Raw genomic sequence first — 19,588 nt, 5'->3', positions numbered from 1 at the left:
ATTCAGCGCGGGGGTTAAATTCGTTACAGACACTACTGTATAAAAAAACAGTGATCAATGCAAGCGGAACGTGGATTTGTTTTGAAACAGATCAATACCGCCCTTGTTTTTCACAAAAACTCGCCACCTTGCGGAAAATGAAACACAATACAAGCTTCTACCGCTGCAAGCATAGGAAGCCTCACCATGCGTATTTTACTTGCCGAAGATGACAGCGTCCTGGCCGATGGACTGACCCGCTCGCTGCGCCAGTCGGGCTATGCCATCGACTACGTGAAGAATGGCCAGGAAGCCGACACGGCCCTGTCCACCCAGGAATTCGACTTGCTGATCCTCGACCTGGGCCTGCCGAAGATGTCGGGGCTGGAAGTGCTGCGCCGCCTGCGCGCGCGCGCTTCCCTGCTGCCCGTGCTGATCCTGACGGCCGCCGATTCCATCGAACAGCGCGTCAATGGCCTCGACCTGGGCGCCGATGATTATATGGCCAAGCCGTTCGCCCTGTCGGAACTGGAGGCAAGAGTGCGCGCCCTGACGCGCCGCGGCGCGGGTGGCGGCGCCACCATCATCAAGCACGGCCCGCTCAGCTATGACCAGGTGGGCCGCAGCGCGTATATCAACGACCAGATGCTCGATTTGTCGGCGCGCGAACTGGGCCTGCTGGAAATCCTGCTGGGCCGCACGGGCCGGCTCGTTTCAAAAGAGCAACTGGTCGACCACCTGTGCGAGTGGGGCGAAGAGGTGTCGAACAACGCCATCGAAGTGTATGTGCACCGCCTGCGCAAGAAGATCGAAGTGGGCGGCGTGCGCATCGCCACCGTGCGGGGCCTGGGCTACTGCCTGGAGAAATACTCGGAAGCGCGCCTGCACGCCGAGGCGGCCGACTCCGCTGCTCCCGCCAGCAAGTGAAGGGACGCGAGGCGCCGCCGGATGAGGCCGTCGACGACGACTGGTTCGAGCCGCCCACGACGGAGCAGGACGACACCATCGAGCACTCGCTGTTCGGCGAAATCCTCGACTGGATGCTGGCGCCCCTGCTGCTGCTGTGGCCGATGAGCATCGCCATCACCTACCTGGTGGCCAAGAGCATCGCCAACCAGCCCTTCGACCATGCGCTGGAAGACAGCGTCACCGTGCTGACGCAGCAGGTCAAGCAGGCCGACGGCGAAATGCTGCGCCGCGTGCCCGACAAGCACAGCAGCAAGCAGGGCCGCGACTTCCTGCGCGGCGACGATGTCGATACCCTGTATTACCTGGTGGTGGGCGCGCGCGGCGAATACCTCGACGGCGACCGCGACTTGCCGCCGCCGCAGGACCCGGACAAATACCGCAGCGGCACGGTGCTGTTCCGCAACGACACCATCCACGGCGCGCCCGTGCGCGTGGCCTTTACCTATCTCGACATGCCCTCCAGCACCGAGGACGAACCGCGCCGCGCGCTGGTGCAGGTGGCCGAAACGCTGGAAAAGCGCGCGCAGCTGGCGAATGAAATCATCAAGGGCGTGATTTTGCCGCAGTTCATCATCCTGCCCGTCATCCTGGCCCTCGTCTGGTTTGCCCTGGCGCGTGGCCTGTCGCCGCTGGCGCAGCTGCAGGAACGCATCCGCGCGCGGCCGCCCGACGATTTATCTCCCATCGAATCGGGCCAGGTGCCCGAGGAAATCACGCCCCTGGTCGGTTCGCTCAACGAGATGCTGGCACGGCTATCGCTGTCGATCGACATGCAGAAGCGCTTCATCGCCGACGCGGCGCACCAGATGAAGACGCCGCTGGCCGGCATGCGCATGCAGTCGGAACTGGCCTTGCGCCAGACCGACCACGACGAGATCCACCGCTCGCTGCTGCAGCTGGCGAAAAGTTCGGAAGCGGCCACGCGCCTGGTGAACCAGCTGCTGGCCCTGGCGCGCGCGGAAAACCAGCCGCAGGCGGGCACCGCCTTCGAGCCCATCGAACTGGGCGAACTGGCGCGCGGCGCGGTACAGGACTGGGTGCAAGCCTCGTTTGCCCAGCATATCGACCTGGGCTTCGAGCAATCCCCGTATCCGATCATGATTTCCGGCAATGCCATCATGCTGCGCGAGCTGCTCAGCAACCTGATCGACAATGCCCTGCGCTACACGCCGTCCGGGGGCAGCGTCACCGTGCGCGTGCGCAGCACGCCGGAGCTGGCCATCCTGGAAGTGGAAGACACGGGGCCCGGCATACCGCAGACCGAGCGGGCGCACGTGTTCGAACGCTTTTACCGCATTCTTGGCAGCAATGCCGAAGGCAGCGGCCTGGGCCTGGCCATCGTGCGCGAAATTGCCCAGCAGCACGGCGCCGAAGTCGACATTTTTAACAATCCGCGCGCCACCTCGCCGAAATTGCCGGGCACCCTGCTGCGCCTGAGCATCGCCCTGCTGCTGCCGGACGCTCCCGAAGAGGATGACATCACGTATGGATAAGCCCAGCCTTCCCGCCGCGCCGGCGCGGCCGCCGCAGGCGCCCGGTCCCGCACTGCAGCAGCGTCGCGATGCCCACTGGAAAAAAACGCGGCGCCTGACGGCCATCCTGCTGACCATCTGGCTGCTGACGGGCTTTCTGACCGTCTTCTTTGCCCGCGAACTGCTGCACCTGAACCTGTTCGGCTGGCCGCTGCCCTTCTACATGGCGGCCCAGGGCGCCTCGCTGGTGTACCTGGCCATCATCGCCTTCTATGCCTGGCGCATGCGACGCCTCGACCGGACTTTTCATGCCGAGGAACAAGCATGAGCGGACAACCCACCTTCTTTGCCCGGCTGTGCCGCTACTACCTGCTGTTTTCCGCCGGTTTCGCCGCCTTCCTGCTGGCCCTGACGGTGCTGGAACAGGAAGGCATGCCGCGCGCGTGGATCGGCTACCTGTTCATGCTCGTCACCATCACCCTGTATGCCACCATCGGCGTCATCAGCCGCACCTCGAACGTCACCGAATACTATGTGGCGGGACGGCGGGTGCCGGCCATGTTCAACGGCATGGCCACGGCCGCCGACTGGATTTCGGCGGCAAGTTTCATCAGCCTGGCCGGCGGCCTGTACCTGAACGGCTTCGACGGCCTGGCCTTCATCATGGGCTGGACGGGCGGCTACTGCCTGGTGGCATTGCTGATCGCGCCCTACCTGCGCAAGTTCGGCCAGTACACCATCCCCGATTTCCTCGCCGCCCGCTATGGCAGCGGCCGCGACGGCCGCGGCGCGGCCGTGCGCGTGGTGGCCGTGGCGGCCACCATCATCGTCTCGTTTACCTATGTGGTGGCGCAAATCTATGCAGTCGGCCTGATCGCCTCGCGCTTCACGGGCGTGGATTTCTCTGTCGGCATCTTCCTGGGCCTGGCCAGCATCCTCGTCTGCTCCTTTCTTGGCGGCATGCGCGCCATCACGTGGACGCAGGTGGCGCAATACATCATCATCCTCATCGCCTTCCTGATTCCCGCCATGTGGCTGTCCGTCAAGCATGCGGACAATCCCGTGCCGCAGATCGCCTACGGCAAGGTGCTGCCGCAGCTGAGCGCGCGCGAGCACGTGCTGGAGAGCGACCCCAGGGAAATCGAAGTGCGCGCCATCTTCCGCCAGCGCGCGCAAAGCTACCAGGCACGCATCGACGGCTTGCCCGGTTCCTGGGAACAAGGCCACCTGGCCGCCCAGCGCCAGCTCGATAGCTTGCGCCAGCGCAATACCTCGCTGTTCGACATCCGCAATGCGGAACGCGCCCTGATCGCCTATCCGAAGAGCCCGGAGGAAGCGCGCGTGCTGTGGCAGGCGGCGCAGGCGAACAATCAGAAACGCGCCGAGCCGATCACGCCCCATGCGCAGCCCTTCCCCGCGCCGGACCGGGCGCAGTCCGACATCAAGCGCAACAATTTCCTCGCCCTCGTGTTTTGCATGATGCTGGGCACGGCCGCCCTGCCCCACATCCTGATGCGATCCTACACCACGCCGTCCGTGCACGACACGCGCGTGTCCGTGTTCTGGACCCTGTTCTTCATCCTCTTGATCTACCTCACGATTCCAGCGCTGGCCGTGCTGGTCAAGTACGACATTTACTCCGCGCTCGTGGGCACGCAGTACAGCAACCTGCCCACCTGGGTGTCGTACTGGGCCAACGTGGACAAGCTCAGCCCCCTCATCAGCATCGTCGACGTGAACCGCGACGGCATCGTGCAGCTGGCGGAAATTTCCATCGACGCGGACGTGCTGGTGCTGGCCACGCCCGAGATCGCCGGCTTGCCGTATGTCATTTCCGGCCTCGTGGCGGCGGGCGGCCTGGCCGCCGCCCTGTCGACGGCGGACGGCTTGCTGCTGGCTATTTCGAATGCCTTGTCGCACGATATTTATTACAAGGTGGTCGATCCCACCGCCTCGACGCAAAAGCGCGTGACCATTTCCAAGCTGCTGCTGCTGGCCGTGGCCTTCATCGCCGCCTATGCCGCGTCACAGAAGCCCGCCGACATCCTGTCGCTCGTCGGCATCGCCTTTTCGCTGGCCGCCTCGACCCTGTTCCCGCCCCTCGTGCTGGGCGTTTTCTGGCAGCGCGCCAACCACCAGGGCGCGCTGGCCGGCATGTTCACGGGCTTTGGCGTCTGCCTGTACTACATGCTGCACACGAGCGCCATGTTCGGTGGCAATGCGAGTGGACAATGGCTGCATATCGCGCCCATTTCCGCCGGCATCTTCGGCGTGCCGGCCGGCCTGGCCGCCGCCGTGCTGGTCAGCTGGTTGACGCCGGCGCCGGGACGCCGCAGCACGGGGCTGGTGGAACATATCCGGGCGCCGGAATAATTACCGGGGAGACTGGTAAAAAGAACGGCCAAATGATAGCCTGAGGGAAACAGTGTTCAAAATAGATACTGTATTTAACAACCCCTAACAGGAGCATCCATGCAGTCCAGCCTGGCCCGTTTCACGTTGTCACTCAGCACCCTTATCCTTGTCACCTCCGCCAGCCTGCCAGCCTACGCCGATACGGACGCCAAGGCCGCCAGCAGCGCCGCCATCCCGATCGGCGATTTCTTCAACAACAACGCCTTCAGCGGCGCCGTGATGTCCCCCGACGGGCGCCACCTGGCCGTGCTCGTCAGCGCCAAGGGCGGGCGCGTGCAGCTGTACACCGTCGAGCTGCCGAGCATGAAAGTGAGCGGTCTGACCTCGTTCGAGGATGCCGATATCGCCAGCGTCGCCTGGGTCAATGACCAGCGCGTCATCTACAGCGTCGCCGACCGCAACATCGCCCAGGGCGACGTGCAGTATGGCCCCGGCTTGTATGCGATCAATATCGACGGCAGCGGCTATCGTCAATTGGTCAGCAATACTTTTTCGAGAAAAAATCTGAGCAGTTCGCGCGCCATGCTGACCGCAAATACGCGCCTGCTCAGCACCAGCAACATGGCCGGCACGGACGACGTATTTGTTACCCAGACGCAATGGAGCACCTCCGGCAAGCCATCCAGCACCGTGCACCGCCTCAATACGGTCACGGGCATCAGCAAGCTGGCCGCCTCGCTGAACGAGGCACAGGGCTGGCTGATGGACAAGCATGATGAAGTGCGCATCGCCACGACGTCCGACGACAAGAAATCGACGATTTACTATCGCGACAATGCCGAGACGCCATGGCGCAAGCTGCATGAAAGCGACATCTTCCACGCTGCCAAAGGCGACTTTTCTCCCGCTTTCTTCGATGCCAGCGGCAATTTCTACGTGCGCGCCGCCTATAAGGGCGTCGAAGCGCTGTACCTGTATGACCTGCAAACGGCGACCATCAGGCAGACACCGCTGGCCGATACGCCCGGTTATGATTTCAGCGGCCAGCCCGTGAACAATGACAAGAAGTTACTGGGGCTGCGCTATGAAACGGATGCGGAGGGCACCCTCTGGTATGACAAGGAGATGAATGCCATCCAGGCCAAGATCGATGCCCTGTTGCCCAATACCGTCAACATCCTCTCCGTGCCGACCCGTGCGCAAACGCCGTTCGTGCTGGTCAGCGCCTGGTCCGATATCGAACCGGGTGCAGCACTGATCTACAACAAGGAAACGGGCATACTCATGCCGTTGGGCGGCAGGCAACCTGCCATCGACCCGCTGCGCATGTCGCCCAAGACCATGGTGCGCTACAAGGCGCGCGATGGCCTGGAAATTCCTGCCTACCTGACCCTGCCGAAGGGCCACGGCGGCAAGAACCTGCCCATGGTCGTCATGGTTCATGGCGGACCGTGGGTGCGCGGCGGCCACTGGAACTGGAACGCCGAAACGCAGTTTCTCGCCTCGCGCGGCTACGCCGTGCTGGAGCCCGACTATCGCGGCAGCCTGGGCTACGGCGCGGCACACTACAAGGCAGGCTGGAAGCAATGGGGCTTGAAGATGCAGGACGACATCGCCGATGGCGCCCGCTGGGCCATTGCCAAGGGCTATGCGGACCCGCAGCGCATCTGCATCGCCGGTGCCAGCTATGGCGGCTATTCCACCCTGATGGGCCTGATCAATGATCCCGACCTGTTCAAATGCGGCATCAACTGGGTCGGCGTGACCGACATCAACATGATGCGCGATGGCCACTGGACCGGCGATTCCGACCTCAGTGATTCTTACAAGAAATACGGCATGAACGACATGGTGGGCGACCGCGTCGCCGATGCGGCCCAGTTGAAAGCCACGTCGCCGCTGGAACAGGCGGCCCGCATCAAGCAACCCTTGCTGCTCGGCTACGGCGGCGCCGACACGCGCGTGCCGATCAGCCATGGACGCGCCTTCCTCGATGCTGTGAGGAAAAACAATCCCCAGGTCGAATGGGTGGTTTACCAGGAAGAAGGACACGGCTGGGCCTTGCCGAAGAACAATATCGACTTCTGGACCCGCGCCGAAAAACTGCTGGCGCGCAGCATCGGCCCCGCGGCGGCAGGCACGCCCGGTGCCGCGGCCACCACGGCACCGCCAAGCGCGCCGTAAACGTACGCCGGGCGCCGCAGCAGGGGCGCCCGGCCCTCGTCCCTGGCGCAATGCAGGACATCGCGCCACGGCGCCGCCTCTGCCGTATCACGGCACGGCCCGCTGGCAGTTCTCGAAGGGACGGCACACATGCACCCAATAGTGGTACTCATGCATTGCGGACGGTCTCTATCGGCGGCCGGCTCAAGGGAACGCGGCCCAGTTCAAGGCCCCCTCGCCCCTGCAACAGGCCGCGCGCATTACCCAGCCCCTGCTGCTCGGCTACGGCGGCGCCGACACGCGCATGCCCCTGCCCCATGGCCGCAAGTTCCACGACGCCGTCAGCAAGACCAATGCGAAGGTGGAATGGGTGGAATATGACACGGAAGGCCATGGCTGGGCCCTGCCGCAGAACCGCATCGATTTCTGGGGCCGCGTGGAGAAATTCCTCGACAGAAATATCGGAAAAGACAGCGCGGTGGCAAAAAAGGAGTAGGCTGGAGGGCCGTTCCACTCACGAGGAAAACTCATGCCGTCTGGAAAAATTCTTGTCGCCCAAGGGGGCGGCCCCACCGCCGTCATCAACCAGTCGCTGGTGGGCGTGGTGCTCGAATCGCGGCGCTTCCAGCACGTCACGCGCGTGTATGGGGCGCTGCACGGCGTGCGCGGCATCGTCAATGAAGAATTCGTTGATCTGACGCAGGAAACCAGCCATAACCTGGAACTGGTGGCCGCCACGCCCTCGTCGGCCCTCGGCTCCACGCGCGACAAGCCGGACATCGCCTACTGCCAGCAGATCTTCGCAGTGCTGCGCGCACACGAGATCGAGCATTTCTTTTACATCGGCGGCAATGACTCGTCCGACACGGTGCGCATCGTCAGCGAAGAAGCGCACAAGGCCGGCTACCCGCTGCGCTGCATCCACATCCCGAAAACCATCGACAACGACCTGGTGGGCAGCGACCACACGCCCGGCTTTCCCTCCGCCGCGCGCTTCGTCGCGCAAGCCTTCGCCGGCGCCAACCTCGACAACGCGGCCCTGCCCGGCGTCTACGTGGGCGTGGTGATGGGCCGCCATGCGGGCTTTCTGACGGCCGCCTCGGCGCTGGGCAAGAAGTTCCCCGACGATGGCCCGCACCTGATCTACATGCCCGAGCGCGTCTTTGCGCTGGATCAATTCCTCGCCGACGTGAAAGCCACGTATGCCAAATACGGCCGCTGCGTGATCGCCGTCTCGGAAGGCATCCACGATGCGTCGGGCGAACCGATCGCCAGCCTGCTCGCCAAGGAAGTGGAGCGAGATGCGCACGGCAACGTGCAATTGTCCGGCACGGGCGCGCTGGCCGACCTGCTGTGCGACGCGATCAAGGCCAAGCTGGGCATCAAGCGCGTGCGCGGCGATACCTTCGGCTATCTGCAGCGCTCCTTCATCGGCTGCGTCTCTGATGTAGATCAACGCGAAGCGCGGGAAGTGGGCGAAAAGGCCGTGCAGTTCGCCATGTGGGGCGAGCGCGACGGTTCCGTGGCCATCAAGCGCACGGGCTTTTATTCCGTCGATTACGAGTTGCTGCCGCTCACCGATGTGGCGGGCAAGACGCGCACCATGGAAGACGAATTCATCAGCGCCAGCGGCACGGACGTGACGGATGCCTTCCGCCTGTACCTGCGCCCGCTGCTCGGTTCCGGCATGCCGGACGCCTTCCGCCTGCGCGCCGCGAAGGTGACGAAAGTCTTGAAACCTTAGGGGCTTTCCGCCAGCAATAGCGGCCGCAGCTTCACCGCCGCTTCCTTGAGCTGCGGCACATGCTGCAGCAGCTGTTCCACGGATTTGCGCGCCACGGGCGCGTGGCAGGCCACGGCCGCCACGATGCGCCCGTCGGCCGCGCAGATGGGCACGGCCACGGCCACCATGCCGTGCACGAATTCCTCATCGTCGATGCCGATGCCCAGGCGGGCGATGCGCACGATCTCGCGCTCCAGCAGGGCAGGATCCGTGATGCTTTTCGGCGTACGCGCTTCCAGGCTCAGCATGGCCAGCAATTCGCGCCGTTCCAGCAAGGTCATGTGTGCCAGGAACAGCTTGCCGCTGGCCGTGCAATGCATGGGCGCGCGCGTGCCCAGCACCAGGTGCAGCCGCAGCGGTTCCTGCGTTTCCACCCGGTCCACGTACACGATCGCATTGCCTTCAGGAATGGCCAGGTTGCACGTCTCGCCCGTGGCCGCCACCAGGCGGCCCAGGATGCTGCGGCTGACGCGGATCAGGGCATTGTTGCGCAGGGTCGCCAGCGCCAGGTTGGTGGACGCGGCGCCGGGCACGTAGCCACGCCCCACGGGCGTGCGCAGCACATAGCCGTGCTGCTCCAGAGTGTCGAGCAGGCGCATCATGCTGGCCTTGGGCACCTGCATGCGCGTGGCCAGCTGCGACAGGGTCAGGGGCTGGCTGGCGCTGGCCAGGTGCTCGATCAGGCGCAGCACGCGCAAGCCCCGCGCCTCGTCGCCGTGGCTGGCCGCCGTGCCGGCACCGGCCTGGCTGCCCGTTTGAGTTCCCTCTTCGGCCTCGCCCGGCCGTTTTTGAAACGCATCATGCATGTTCTGTTTCACCTCTCGCGTATGCGGTGGTTTCCGCTTGTCCCGGTGCTGCACGTCTTTTATAAATGGAACCAGACGTTCCAAAAATAACCAATAAAGACCAGTGTATCGCAAAAAACGCCCATCGAGGCGGTTGGGATACCGCAACGCAGGAGACAAACACCATGTTGCAAACACACTACGATTACATCGTCGTCGGCGCCGGTTCGGCCGGCTGCGTGCTGGCCAACCGGCTGTCGCACGACAGCGGCAACCAGGTATTGCTGCTGGAAGCGGGCGGCAAGGACAACAATCCGTGGATCCACGTGCCGGTCGGCTATTTCAAGACCATGCACGACCCGAACCTGGACTGGTGCTACCGCACGGAAGCGGATGCCGGCATCGCCGGGCGCCAGCTGCAATGGCCGCGCGGCAAGGTGCTGGGCGGCTCCAGCTCGCTCAACGGCTTGCTGTACGTGCGCGGCCAGAAAGAGGATTACGACCGCTGGGCCGAGCTGGGCAACCCGGGCTGGAGCTATGCCGAGGTACTGCCGTATTTCAAGAAATCGGAAGACCAGGAGCGGGGCGCCAGCGACTACCACGGCGTGGGCGGCCCCTTGAAAGTGTCGGACCTGCGCCTGCGCCGTCCCATCGCCGAGCATTTTATTGCCGGCGCCACGGAAAGCGGCATCCCCTTCAATGCCGACTACAACGGCGCCACGCAGGAAGGCGTGGGCTACTTCCAGCAGACGGCCAGCAATGGCTTGCGCTGGAGCACGGCGAAAGCCTTCCTGCGCCCGGCCCGCAAGCGCGCCAACCTGCGCGTGGAAGTGCGGGCGCAAATCACGCGCGTGCTGTTCGAGGGCAAGCGCGCCGTCGGCATCGAGTACCGCCAGGATGGCCAGCTGCGCCAGGCGCGCGCCAGCGGCGAAGTGATTTTATGCGCGGGCGCCATCGGCTCGCCGCAGATCCTGCAATGCTCGGGCGTGGGCCCGCGCGCCCTGCTGCAAGAGGTGGGCGTGCCGCTGGTGCACGATTTGCCCGGCGTGGGGCAGAACCTGCAAGACCACCTGCAGATCCGCCTCGTCTTCAAGACGCGCCTGAAAACGCTGAACGATGAAGTCAACAGCCTGTGGGGCAAGCTGTGGGTGGGCATGCAGTACGTGTTTTCCCGCTCCGGCCCCTTGACCCTGGCGGCCAGCCAGGTGACGGTGTTTACCAGGTCCTCGCCCGAGGTGGAGCGGCCCGACATCCAGTTCCACATGCAGCCGCTCAGCGCCGACAAGCCGGGCGAGGGCGCGCATCCGTTTTCCGCGTTCACGTCGTCCGTGTGCCAGCTGCGCCCGCACAGCCGCGGCCATGTGTCGATCAAGTCCGCCGATCCCCTCGCCTATCCGGGCATCTACCCGAACTACCTGTCCGACCCGCGCGACCAGCAGACGGCGATCGCCGCCCTGCGCGTGGCGCGAAAAATCGCCGCCGCGCCATCGCTGGCGCCGCACATCATTGCCGAGTTCGTGCCCGGCCCGCAATTCCAGAGCGACGCAGAACTGCTGGACGCGGCGCGGCGCTTCAGCCAGTCCATCTACCACCCCAGCGGCACCTGCAAGATGGGCCATGACGCGCTGGCCGTCGTCGATGCGCGCCTGCGCGTGCACGGCCTGCAGAACCTGCGCGTGGTCGATGCGTCGATCATGCCGGAAATCGTCTCGGGCAACACCAATGCGCCCACCATCATGATCGCCGAAAAAGCCGCCGACATGATCCTGGCGGACGCCGTGCGCCTGCCCCGGGCCGCGTAGCCGGCGCCCCGCTACGCTTTCCACTTCCCATTCCACCCGACCAAGGAGGATGCCAGCGGCAGGCAGACCGGCCCGCCCCTGTTGTACCGGCCGCCGCGCCATCCGCGCGGCGGCAGCAAGCCAACCATCTAAAAAAATACATAATCGATATCGATTGGAGACTAGATATGGACAACAATCCCAACCATCCGAAAAAGGCCAAAGAGCTGCGGAAAGTCGTGATGGCCAGCGTAATCGGCGCCACCATCGAGTGGTATGACTTTTTCCTGTACGGCGTCGTCGCCGGCATCGTGTTCAGCAAGCTGTATTTCCCGGGCGGCGATCCGCTCGTCTCGACCATGCTGGCCTACGGCACCTTCGCCGTGGGCTTTCTGTCGCGCCCCATCGGCGGCGTGATCTTCGGCCACTTCGGCGACAAGATCGGCCGCAAGAGCATGCTGGTCATGACCCTGATGATCATGGGCATCTCCACCTTCCTCATCGGCGTGCTGCCCACCTACGACCATATCGGCTACTGGGCGCCCGGCCTGCTGCTGTTCCTGCGCGTGCTGCAGGGCATCGGCCTCGGTGGTGAATGGGGCGGCGCCGTGCTGATGGCGTATGAATATGCGCCGCCGAAGGACCGCGGCTTCTATGCCAGCCTGCCGCAGATCGGCCTGGCCATCGGCCTGTGCCTCGCCTCCGGCGTGGTGGCCATCCTCTCGTACAGCCTGAGCGATGCGCAGTTCCTCTCGTGGGGCTGGCGCGTCGCCTTCATCCTGTCGGCGGCTCTCGTCTTCATCGGCATGTGGATACGCCTGAACGTGATGGAAACGCCGGAATTCCAGGCCGTCAAGGAAAAGAACGCGGAAACGCAGATCCCCTTCTTCGACCTGCTGAAACGCTATCCGGGCAATGTCTTGAAGGGCATGGGCGCGCGCTACATCGACGGCGTGTTCTTCAATATCTTCGGCGTGTTTTCCATCACCTACCTGACCAACACCATCAAGATAGCCCGCACGGAAGCGCTGATGGGGGTGATGGCGTCGGCCGTTGTGATGTGCTTCTGCATCCCCTTCTTCGGCCGTCTGTCGGACCGAATCGGCCGCACCAAGGTGTTTTTCTGGGGTTCGCTGATCACGGGCGTGTCGGCCATCCCTGCCTTCTGGATCATGCTCAACCACGCCGACAATCCGCTGCTGCTGTGGTGCTCCGTGATCATCCCGCTGGGCGTGCTGTATTCGGCCGTGTATGGCCCGGAAGCGGCCCTGTTCTGCGACCTGTTCGACGCCAAGGTACGCTACACGGGCATCTCCTTCGTGTACCAGTTCTCTGGCATCTTCGCCAGCGGCCTGACGCCCATCATCGCCACCTACCTGCTCAAGACGGGCAACGGCGAACCGTGGCACATCGTCGGCTACATCCTGTTCGCCTCCCTCGTCTCGGCCGTCAGCGTGGCCATGATCGGCAGGAACGGCGCGCAGCCGGAAGGGGGCATGAAGCCGGCGCACGCAAGGTAGGCGCCAAGGCGTAAAAAAAGGCAGGCCTCTTGCGAGTGCCTGCCTTTTCTATGCGTGCGACAGCTTAGATGACGATGGTCTGGTGCTCGTCGCCCACGCGGGCGCGGATGGTGCCGATGCGCGAGACGGTTTCGCCGGCCGCTTGCAGCTGGGCGATGGCGGCGTCCGCGTTTTCCTGCGAGACGATGACGGTCATGCCGATACCGCAGTTGAAGACGCGGTGCATCTCGGCGTCAGCCACGCCGCCGTGCTGTTGCAGCCAAGTGAACAGCGGCGGCATGGTCCATGCCTTCGAGTCCAGCTCGGCCACCAGGCCAGGCTGCAGCACGCGCGGGATGTTTTCCACCAGGCCGCCGCCGGTGATGTGCACCATGCCCTTGACTTCCATGGCATCCATCAGCGCCAGCAATGGCTTGACATAGATGCGCGTCGGCTGCATCAGCACGTCGGCCAGCTTGCGGCCGTGGAAATCGCCTTCCAGGTCCGGTTTCGCCACTTCGATGATCTTGCGCACCAGCGAATAGCCGTTCGAGTGCACACCCGACGAGGCCAGGCCCAGCACCACGTCGCCCGGGGCGATCTTGGTGCCGTCGATGATTTTCGTTTTTTCCACGGCGCCGACGGCAAAACCGGCCAGGTCGTATTCGCCGGCAGGGTACATGCTCGGCATTTCCGCCGTTTCGCCGCCGATCAGCGCGCAGCCGGCCTGTTCGCAACCCTGGGCGATGCCCTTGATGACATCGGTGGCGATGGCCACGTCCAGCTTGCCGCAAGCGAAGTAGTCGAGGAAGAACAGGGGTTCGGCACCTTGCACCAGGATGTCGTTGACGCTCATGGCGACCAGGTCGATGCCGACCGTGTCATGGCGATTCAGTTCGAACGCCAGGCGCAATTTCGTGCCCACGCCGTCGGTGCCGGAGACCAGGACCGGTTCCTTGTACTTCTTGCTGATTTCAAACATGGCGCCAAAACCGCCCAGGCCGCCCATCACGCCTTCGCGCAGGGTGCGCTTGGCAAACGGCTTGATTGCTTCGACTAAAGCGTCGCCTGCGTCGATATCGACGCCAGCGTCACGGTAGGAAAGGGAAACATTAGAAGTCTGGTTCATGGTGTGGTGGCAGCGGAGGCGGTAAAATAGAAGGCGGATACCCGCCAGCACGCGCGCGCACGAATGTTTTTGACATCCGTGCGACAGGCGGCCAGCCGGTGAATTCGGTCGATCAAGACGCTATTTTATCAAACTGCCCCGCCGTTTCGTAATTAACTGCCTTTTTTTAACGCAAAAGCCCAAACCCCATGCCATTCCCCATCACCGCCGAACAGAAGCAAACAGCATTTTGGATCGCGGTATGGCTGGCATTCTTGCTGCTGCTCGTCAGCCTGGGGCCCATATTGACGCCCTTCCTGGCCGCGGCCATCCTCGCCTACGTGCTCAATCCCGGCGTGGACCGCTTGCAGCGCCTGCATTACAAGCGCTTTTACGTGCCCCGTCCCCTGGCCGTGCTCATCGTCGTGGTGTTGTTTTTTCTCGCCATCACGGCGCTGGTGCTGATCGTCGTGCCCGTGCTGCAAAAGGAAATCCCCCTGCTCCAGGCGCAGATCCCGCAATTCCTGAGCAAGGCGAATGAATTCCTCGCGCCCAAACTGCGCGACCTGGGCATCCGCGTGCGCCTGGACGGCACGGGCATCAAGCGCATGCTGAGCCAGCAGATGGCCACCAGCGGCGATGAAATCTGGAGCACCGTGCTGGCGTCGGCCCGCATCGGCGGCACGGCCGTGCTGGGCTGGCTGGCCACCGTCGTACTGATCCCCGTGGTGCTGTTCTATCTATTGTTGGACTGGCATCCCATGCTGGCGCGCATCGCCGGCGCCGTGCCGCGCCGCTGGGTAGGCCGCACGGTGGGCATGGCGCAGGAAGTCGACACCCTGCTGGCGCAATACCTGCGCGGCCAGCTGCTGGTCATGCTGGTGCTGGCCACGTATTACTCGGTGGCGCTGGCCATCGCCGGCTTCGAGGTGGCATTGCCCGTAGGCATCATCACGGGCTTGCTGGTGTTCATTCCCTACCTGGGCTTCGGCCTGGGCCTGATGCTGGCGCTGATCGCCGCCCTGCTGCAATTTGCCGACTGGAGCGGCGTGATCGCCGTCGCCGTCATCTATGGTGCGGGCCAGGTCATCGAAGGCTTTTTCCTCACGCCGCGCCTGGTGGGCGAGCGCATCGGCCTGAACCCGCTGGCCGTGATCTTCGCTTTATTAGCCTTCGGACAACTATTCGGTTTCGTCGGCGTTTTGCTGGCGTTACCCGCTTCTGCCGTCCTGATGGTCGCTTTTAAGCATCTAAGACGCCACTACCTGTCCAGCACCTTCTATAATGCATGACAAGGTGACAGACATAAGCTACTGCGCGTCGCACTTTGCGGCCGGCGATACTCACCGTACTACAGTACGGTTGCGCTTCTCGGCCACAAATTGCTGCCGCTCGCTACGCTTCTGTCAGGCACCCGATATGATTACAATATGAAACTAACAACAGCGACGACGACGCATACGCAGTAATGAAAAACAGGACAAGGCGTACGCCATGAAACAACTGGTGCTCGATTTAGGCACAGACCAGGCGCACAGCCTCGATACCTTCGAGGTGGGACAGAATGCCGAAGTGGCGCAGCTGATGCGCCAGTTCGCCGCACGTGCGTCGCGCGAGCATTTTGCCTACCTGTGGGGCGAACTGGCCGCCGGCAAGAGCCATCTGCTCAAGGCCCTGGCCAGCACCGAGCGTGCGCGCTACATTTCGCCATTCTCGATCGAGTCCGAATTCGTCTACTCGCCCGACGTGGATTTGTACCTGCTCGACGATTGCGAAAAGCTGTCGCCGCTGGCGCAGATCGATGCCTTTGCCCTGTTCAATGAAATCCGCGCCAACAAGGCTTACATGGTGTGCAGCGGCGCCGTGCCGCCCGCCGTGCTTCCCGTGCGCGAAGACTTGCGCACGCGCATGGGCTGGGGTTTGATCTACCAAATCCACGGCTTGACGGACGATGAAAAAATCGCCGCCCTGACCCAGGCGGCCGCCACCCGCGGCTTGACCTTGTCGCCGGGCGTGTTACCCTATCTGCTGTCCCATTTCCGGCGCGACATGCGTTCGCTGTCGACGATGCTGGACTCTCTCGACCTCTACTCCCTGGAAACCCAACGCCCGATCACCTTGCCTTTGTTGCGCGAGTTGCTGCAGGCGGAAGCGAAAGAATGATGAATCTGGCCCTGTTTGACCTCGACCACACCCTGCTGCCCATCGACTCGGATCACGAGTGGGGCGAATTCCTGGTACGCATCGGTGCCGTGGACGCCGCCGAATTCACCCGCCGCAATGACGAATTTTTCGCCCAATACCAGGCCGGCACGCTCGATCCGGTGGAATACCTGGAATTTTCCCTGGGCACCCTGGCGCAATTCCCGCGCGAACGCCTCGAAGCGCTGCACAGGCAGTTCATGGCCGAAGTGGTCCTGCCTGCCATCCGCCCCGAAGTCGTGGCGCTGATCAAGCAGCACCAGGACGCGGGCGACCTGCTGGCCATCGTCACGGCGACCAACCATTTCATCACCAAGCCCATCGCCGACGCGCTCGGCGTCGAACACCTGCTGGCGGCCATGCCCGAATATGACGCCGAAGGCAACGTCACGGGCAAGCTGGTGGGGACGCCAACCCTCGGTGCGGGCAAGCTGACCCACACCCATGCCTGGCTGGAAAAGATGGGCAAGGAACTGGGACAGTTCGAGCGCAGCTATTTTTACAGCGATTCGCACAACGACATTCCCCTGCTGTCGGTCGTGACCCACCCTGTCGCGACCAATCCCAACACCGCTTTGAGCGCACACGCATCCCTCCACGGCTGGCCATCACTCCACTTATTCAATGATTAAAAAATTCATCCGCAAGATCCTCGGCGTTAAAAAAGAGGCAGCGCGCGACACCACGGCACCCGTCGTGCTCGGTCCTGCGCAACACGGAATCGACCCGAAACTGGTATCGTCGAATGCCATCCGCGTCACCAGCAGCCTGCAGGAAGCAGGCTTCGAAGCCTTCGTCGTCGGCGGCGCCGTGCGCGACCTGCTGCTGGGCGTCAAGCCGAAAGACTTCGACATCGCCACCAACGCCACGCCGGAGCAGGTCAAGCGATTGTTCCGCCGCGCCTTCATCATCGGCAAGCGCTTCCAGATCGTGCACGTGATGTTCGGCCAGGACCTGCTGGAAGTGACGACCTTCCGCGGCGCCGGCGCCGACTCCGCGCCGAAGGATGAACATGGCCGCGTCCTGCGCGACAACACCTTCGGCCTGCAGCACGAAGATGCGCTGCGCCGCGACTTCACCATCAACGCCATGTACTACAACCCGGCCACGCAGGAAGTGCTGGATTACCACGGCGGCGTGGAAGACATCCGCGCCAAGACCTTGCGCATGATCGGCAAGCCGGAAGAGCGCTACCGCGAAGACCCCGTGCGCATGCTGCGCGTGGTGCGCTTCGCCGCCAAGCTGAAATTCACCATCGAGCCGGCCACCGCCGCGCCGATTCCCGTCATGGCGCCGCTGATCAACAACGTGCCCGCGCCGCGCGTGTTCGACGAGATGCTGAAACTGCTGATGAGCGGCCATGCGCTGGCCTGCCTGCAGCAGCTGCGCAAGGAAGGCCTGCATCACGGCTTGCTGCCCCTGCTCGACGTGGTGCTGGAGCAGCCGCTGGGCGCGAAATTCGTCACCCTGGCGCTCGATGCCACGGACCAGCGCATCGCCGCCGGCAAGACCGTCTCGCCAGGATTCCTGTTTGCCTCGCTGTTGTGGCACCAGGTGCTGGAAAAATGGACGGCCTACCGCGCCGCAGGCGAATCGACGATCCCCGCGCTGCACCTGGCGGCCGACGACGTGCTCGACTCGCAGACGGAAAAACTGGCCCTGCAGCGCAAGATCGGCTCGGACATGCGCGACATCTGGTCGATGCAGCCCCGCTTCGAGCGCCGCGTCGGCAAGGCGCCGTACAAATTGCTCGAGCACCTGCGCTTCCGCGCCGGCTACGACTTCCTGCTGCTGCGCTGCGCCTCGGGCGAGATCGACATGGAAATCGGCGAATGGTGGACCGCCTTCTATGAAGGCGACGAGGAAACGCGCGAAGCCTTGCTCGTCAGCGCCACTGCGGCGCCCGGCGCCGTCAAGAAGAAGCGTCCGCCGCGCCGCAGCACCCGCAGCAAAACGGGTGGCGGCAGCACCACCGGCAGCACCAGCGGCGAGTAAACGCAGTCATGCAGACAGTAACCGCTTACATCGGCATCGGCGCCAACCTGGGCGACGCGCGCGCCAACGTACAGGATGCCATCGCGCGCCTGGCGCGCCTGCCCGGCGCCAGCTTGCTGGACGCTTCGGCCAGCTACCGCACGGCGCCCATCGATGCGAGCGGTGACGACTATGTCAACGCCGTGGCGCGCATCAGCACCACCCTGCCGGCAGAAGAACTGCTGCTGGCCCTGCACGCCATCGAGGCGGCGCATGGGCGCGAGCGGCCCTACCGCAACGCCCCGCGTACGCTGGACCTGGACTTGCTGCTGTACGGCGACGAGCAGATCGCCAGCGCCAGCCTGACGGTGCCGCATCCACGCATCACCGAACGCGCCTTCGTGCTGGTGCCGCTGCTGGCCCTGGCGCCCGCCATCGTCGTGCCTGGCCTCGGGCCGGCACAGGCCTACCTGGCAGGCGTCGGCGACCAGGCCATCAGCCAGCTCTGACCCGCTTCGCATCCTTCCACTACAATGCCGCTCCTGCAGCACGCCGCATAAAGTACTACACTAGCGGCGTCGCAATCGCATCACCCCCTTTCACTCTAGAGAATACCTATGTCCGCTTATTTGCAAGGAACAGATCTGGCCGCCAAAGACAAGGCCGCCGCACCGGCGCCGGCGCCATCCAAGCCTGTCGCCAACAAGGCCGTGACCATCCACACCCTGGCCACGCTGCGCGCCGCCGGCGAAAAGATCACCATGCTGACCTGCTATGACGCCAGCTTCGCGTCGCTGATGGACCGCTGCGGCGTGGAGATCCTGCTGATCGGCGATTCGCTCGGCATGGTCTGCAATGGCCACAACTCCACCCTGCCCGTCACCGTGGCCGAACTGGCCTACCACACGGCATCCGTGGCGCGCGGCGCCAAGTCGGCCATGATCATGTCCGACCTGCCGTTCGGCGCGTATGGCACGCCTGAAACGGCGTACGCCAATGCCGCCATCCTGATGCAGGCGGGTGCGCACATGATCAAGATCGAAGGCGGCGCCTGGCTGGCCGAGACCGTGAAATTCCTCGCCGAGCGCGGCATCCCCATCTGCGCCCACATCGGCCTGACGCCGCAATCCGTGCACCAGCTGGGTGGCTATAAAGTCCAGGGCAAGAGCACGGAAAGCGCCGCACAGTTGAAGAATGACGCGCTGGCGCTGCAAAACGCGGGCGCCGCCATCGTGCTGATGGAAGCCATGCCGTCGCAGCTGGGCAAGGAAGTGACCGACATGCTGACGATACCGACCATCGGCATCGGCGCCGGTCCCGATTGTTCGGGCCAGGTCCTCGTCATGCACGACATGCTGGGCGTGTTCCCAGGCCGCAAGGCGCGCTTCGTGCGCAACTTCATGGAAGGCGCGGCCAGCATCGACGACGCCGTCACCGGCTATGTGAAAGCCGTCAAGGATGGCAGCTTCCCGGCGCTGGAACACTGCTTCTGATCGGGGTCAGACCCGACGGGTCTGA

Annotated in this window: 16 protein-coding genes and 1 pseudogene; 15 read left to right on the top strand and 2 right to left on the bottom strand. The window is 63.8% G+C overall.

Annotated elements, in window-relative coordinates; translation table 11 throughout:
* Positions 1-186 precede the first annotated feature (186 nt).
* From EBS11_RS01835 to EBS11_RS01805, 7 genes and pseudogenes are all read left to right on the top strand, one after another.
* Positions 187-906, top strand: a complete 720-nt coding sequence (locus tag EBS11_RS01835) for a response regulator transcription factor (protein ID WP_290600034.1) — start codon at positions 187-189, stop codon at positions 904-906.
* The gene (locus EBS11_RS01830) at positions 903-2,441 is read left to right on the top strand and encodes a sensor histidine kinase (RefSeq protein ID WP_290600032.1); all 1,539 of its coding nucleotides are present in this window, start codon (positions 903-905) and stop codon (positions 2,439-2,441) included. Before EBS11_RS01835 ends, EBS11_RS01830 begins: the two co-directional genes overlap by 4 nt.
* Entirely contained in the window at positions 2,434-2,748 is a 315-nt protein-coding gene (locus EBS11_RS01825; RefSeq protein ID WP_290600030.1) for a DUF4212 domain-containing protein, read from the top strand. Before EBS11_RS01830 ends, EBS11_RS01825 begins: the two co-directional genes overlap by 8 nt.
* Positions 2,745-4,793: a sodium:solute symporter family protein gene (locus EBS11_RS01820; protein WP_290600029.1), complete on the top strand. Its 2,049-nt coding sequence runs from the start codon at positions 2,745-2,747 to the stop codon at positions 4,791-4,793. Before EBS11_RS01825 ends, EBS11_RS01820 begins: the two co-directional genes overlap by 4 nt.
* A 99-nt stretch (positions 4,794-4,892) precedes the next feature.
* A complete protein-coding gene (locus tag EBS11_RS01815; protein WP_290600027.1) occupies positions 4,893-6,959 on the top strand; it encodes a prolyl oligopeptidase family serine peptidase in 2,067 nt (688 codons plus the stop codon).
* Between the two features lie 190 nt (positions 6,960-7,149).
* A pseudogene (locus EBS11_RS01810) lies at positions 7,150-7,434 on the top strand (prolyl oligopeptidase family serine peptidase); the annotation flags it as partial.
* A gap of 33 nt (positions 7,435-7,467) precedes the next feature.
* On the top strand, positions 7,468-8,682 hold the full coding sequence (locus EBS11_RS01805) for a 6-phosphofructokinase (protein WP_290600025.1): 1,215 nt from the start codon (positions 7,468-7,470) through the stop codon (positions 8,680-8,682).
* Here the strand turns inward: EBS11_RS01805 and EBS11_RS01800 are convergent.
* Positions 8,679-9,527: an IclR family transcriptional regulator gene (locus tag EBS11_RS01800; RefSeq protein ID WP_290600023.1), complete on the bottom strand. Its 849-nt coding sequence runs from the start codon at positions 9,525-9,527 to the stop codon at positions 8,679-8,681. The genes EBS11_RS01805 and EBS11_RS01800 overlap by 4 nt on opposite strands.
* Before the next feature lie 164 nt (positions 9,528-9,691).
* On the opposite strand from EBS11_RS01800, the gene EBS11_RS01795 reads away from it, so the two are divergent.
* Both EBS11_RS01795 and EBS11_RS01790 read left to right on the top strand, forming a co-directional pair.
* A complete protein-coding gene (locus EBS11_RS01795) occupies positions 9,692-11,308 on the top strand; it encodes a choline dehydrogenase (RefSeq protein ID WP_290600021.1) in 1,617 nt (538 codons plus the stop codon).
* A 167-nt stretch (positions 11,309-11,475) separates the two neighbouring features.
* A complete protein-coding gene (locus EBS11_RS01790) occupies positions 11,476-12,807 on the top strand; it encodes an MFS transporter (RefSeq protein ID WP_290600020.1) in 1,332 nt (443 codons plus the stop codon).
* A gap of 64 nt (positions 12,808-12,871) precedes the next feature.
* Here the strand turns inward: EBS11_RS01790 and purM are convergent, their stop codons facing one another.
* Complete coding sequence (gene purM / locus EBS11_RS01785) at positions 12,872-13,915, bottom strand: phosphoribosylformylglycinamidine cyclo-ligase (RefSeq protein WP_290600018.1); 1,044 nt, start codon at positions 13,913-13,915, stop codon at positions 12,872-12,874.
* A gap of 188 nt (positions 13,916-14,103) precedes the next feature.
* Between purM and EBS11_RS01780 the strand changes: the two genes are divergently transcribed.
* From EBS11_RS01780 to panB, 6 genes are all read left to right on the top strand, one after another.
* Positions 14,104-15,186 (top strand): AI-2E family transporter, encoded by a 1,083-nt coding sequence (locus EBS11_RS01780; protein WP_290600016.1) that lies wholly within the window; start codon positions 14,104-14,106, stop codon positions 15,184-15,186.
* Between the two features lie 202 nt (positions 15,187-15,388).
* Positions 15,389-16,057 carry a DnaA regulatory inactivator Hda gene (gene hda / locus EBS11_RS01775; protein WP_290600014.1) on the top strand — a complete coding sequence of 223 codons (669 nt, stop codon included), beginning with the start codon at positions 15,389-15,391 and terminating at the stop codon, positions 16,055-16,057.
* On the top strand, positions 16,057-16,728 hold the full coding sequence (locus EBS11_RS01770; RefSeq protein ID WP_290600114.1) for an HAD family hydrolase: 672 nt from the start codon (positions 16,057-16,059) through the stop codon (positions 16,726-16,728). Before hda ends, EBS11_RS01770 begins: the two co-directional genes overlap by 1 nt.
* A complete protein-coding gene (gene pcnB / locus EBS11_RS01765; protein WP_290600012.1) occupies positions 16,721-18,091 on the top strand; it encodes a polynucleotide adenylyltransferase PcnB in 1,371 nt (456 codons plus the stop codon). The genes EBS11_RS01770 and pcnB overlap by 8 nt, the downstream gene beginning before the upstream one ends.
* Positions 18,092-18,099: 8 nt before the next feature.
* Positions 18,100-18,579 (top strand): 2-amino-4-hydroxy-6-hydroxymethyldihydropteridine diphosphokinase, encoded by a 480-nt coding sequence (gene folK, locus EBS11_RS01760; protein WP_290600010.1) that lies wholly within the window; start codon positions 18,100-18,102, stop codon positions 18,577-18,579.
* Positions 18,580-18,687: 108 nt separating this feature from the next.
* Positions 18,688-19,563: a 3-methyl-2-oxobutanoate hydroxymethyltransferase gene (gene panB, locus EBS11_RS01755; RefSeq protein WP_290600008.1), complete on the top strand. Its 876-nt coding sequence runs from the start codon at positions 18,688-18,690 to the stop codon at positions 19,561-19,563.
* Positions 19,564-19,588: the final 25 nt, after the last annotated feature.

It is taken from the genome of Janthinobacterium sp. (genome assembly GCF_009923995.1).
Taxonomy (GTDB): Bacteria; Pseudomonadota; Gammaproteobacteria; order Burkholderiales; family Burkholderiaceae_D; genus Janthinobacterium.
This window is presented reverse-complemented; position numbering and strand designations above follow the sequence as displayed.

What these genes read in the sequence shown, in the direction of transcription:
- EBS11_RS01790 (WP_290600020.1), top strand. Translation starts at nt 11,476, where the DNA reads ATGGACAACAATCCCAACCATCCGAAAAAGGCCAAAGAGCTGCGGAAA.
- EBS11_RS01800 (WP_290600023.1), bottom strand. Translation starts at nt 9,527, where the DNA reads ATGCATGATGCGTTTCAAAAACGGCCGGGCGAGGCCGAAGAGGGAACT.
- EBS11_RS01835 (WP_290600034.1), top strand. Translation starts at nt 187, where the DNA reads ATGCGTATTTTACTTGCCGAAGATGACAGCGTCCTGGCCGATGGACTG.
- EBS11_RS01820 (WP_290600029.1), top strand. Translation starts at nt 2,745, where the DNA reads ATGAGCGGACAACCCACCTTCTTTGCCCGGCTGTGCCGCTACTACCTG.
- EBS11_RS01780 (WP_290600016.1), top strand. Translation starts at nt 14,104, where the DNA reads ATGCCATTCCCCATCACCGCCGAACAGAAGCAAACAGCATTTTGGATC.
- hda (WP_290600014.1), top strand. Translation starts at nt 15,389, where the DNA reads ATGAAACAACTGGTGCTCGATTTAGGCACAGACCAGGCGCACAGCCTC.
- panB (WP_290600008.1), top strand. Translation starts at nt 18,688, where the DNA reads ATGTCCGCTTATTTGCAAGGAACAGATCTGGCCGCCAAAGACAAGGCC.
- EBS11_RS01805 (WP_290600025.1), top strand. Translation starts at nt 7,468, where the DNA reads ATGCCGTCTGGAAAAATTCTTGTCGCCCAAGGGGGCGGCCCCACCGCC.
- EBS11_RS01825 (WP_290600030.1), top strand. Translation starts at nt 2,434, where the DNA reads ATGGATAAGCCCAGCCTTCCCGCCGCGCCGGCGCGGCCGCCGCAGGCG.
- EBS11_RS01815 (WP_290600027.1), top strand. Translation starts at nt 4,893, where the DNA reads ATGCAGTCCAGCCTGGCCCGTTTCACGTTGTCACTCAGCACCCTTATC.
- purM (WP_290600018.1), bottom strand. Translation starts at nt 13,915, where the DNA reads ATGAACCAGACTTCTAATGTTTCCCTTTCCTACCGTGACGCTGGCGTC.
- pcnB (WP_290600012.1), top strand. Translation starts at nt 16,721, where the DNA reads ATGATTAAAAAATTCATCCGCAAGATCCTCGGCGTTAAAAAAGAGGCA.
- EBS11_RS01770 (WP_290600114.1), top strand. Translation starts at nt 16,057, where the DNA reads ATGAATCTGGCCCTGTTTGACCTCGACCACACCCTGCTGCCCATCGAC.
- folK (WP_290600010.1), top strand. Translation starts at nt 18,100, where the DNA reads ATGCAGACAGTAACCGCTTACATCGGCATCGGCGCCAACCTGGGCGAC.
- EBS11_RS01795 (WP_290600021.1), top strand. Translation starts at nt 9,692, where the DNA reads ATGTTGCAAACACACTACGATTACATCGTCGTCGGCGCCGGTTCGGCC.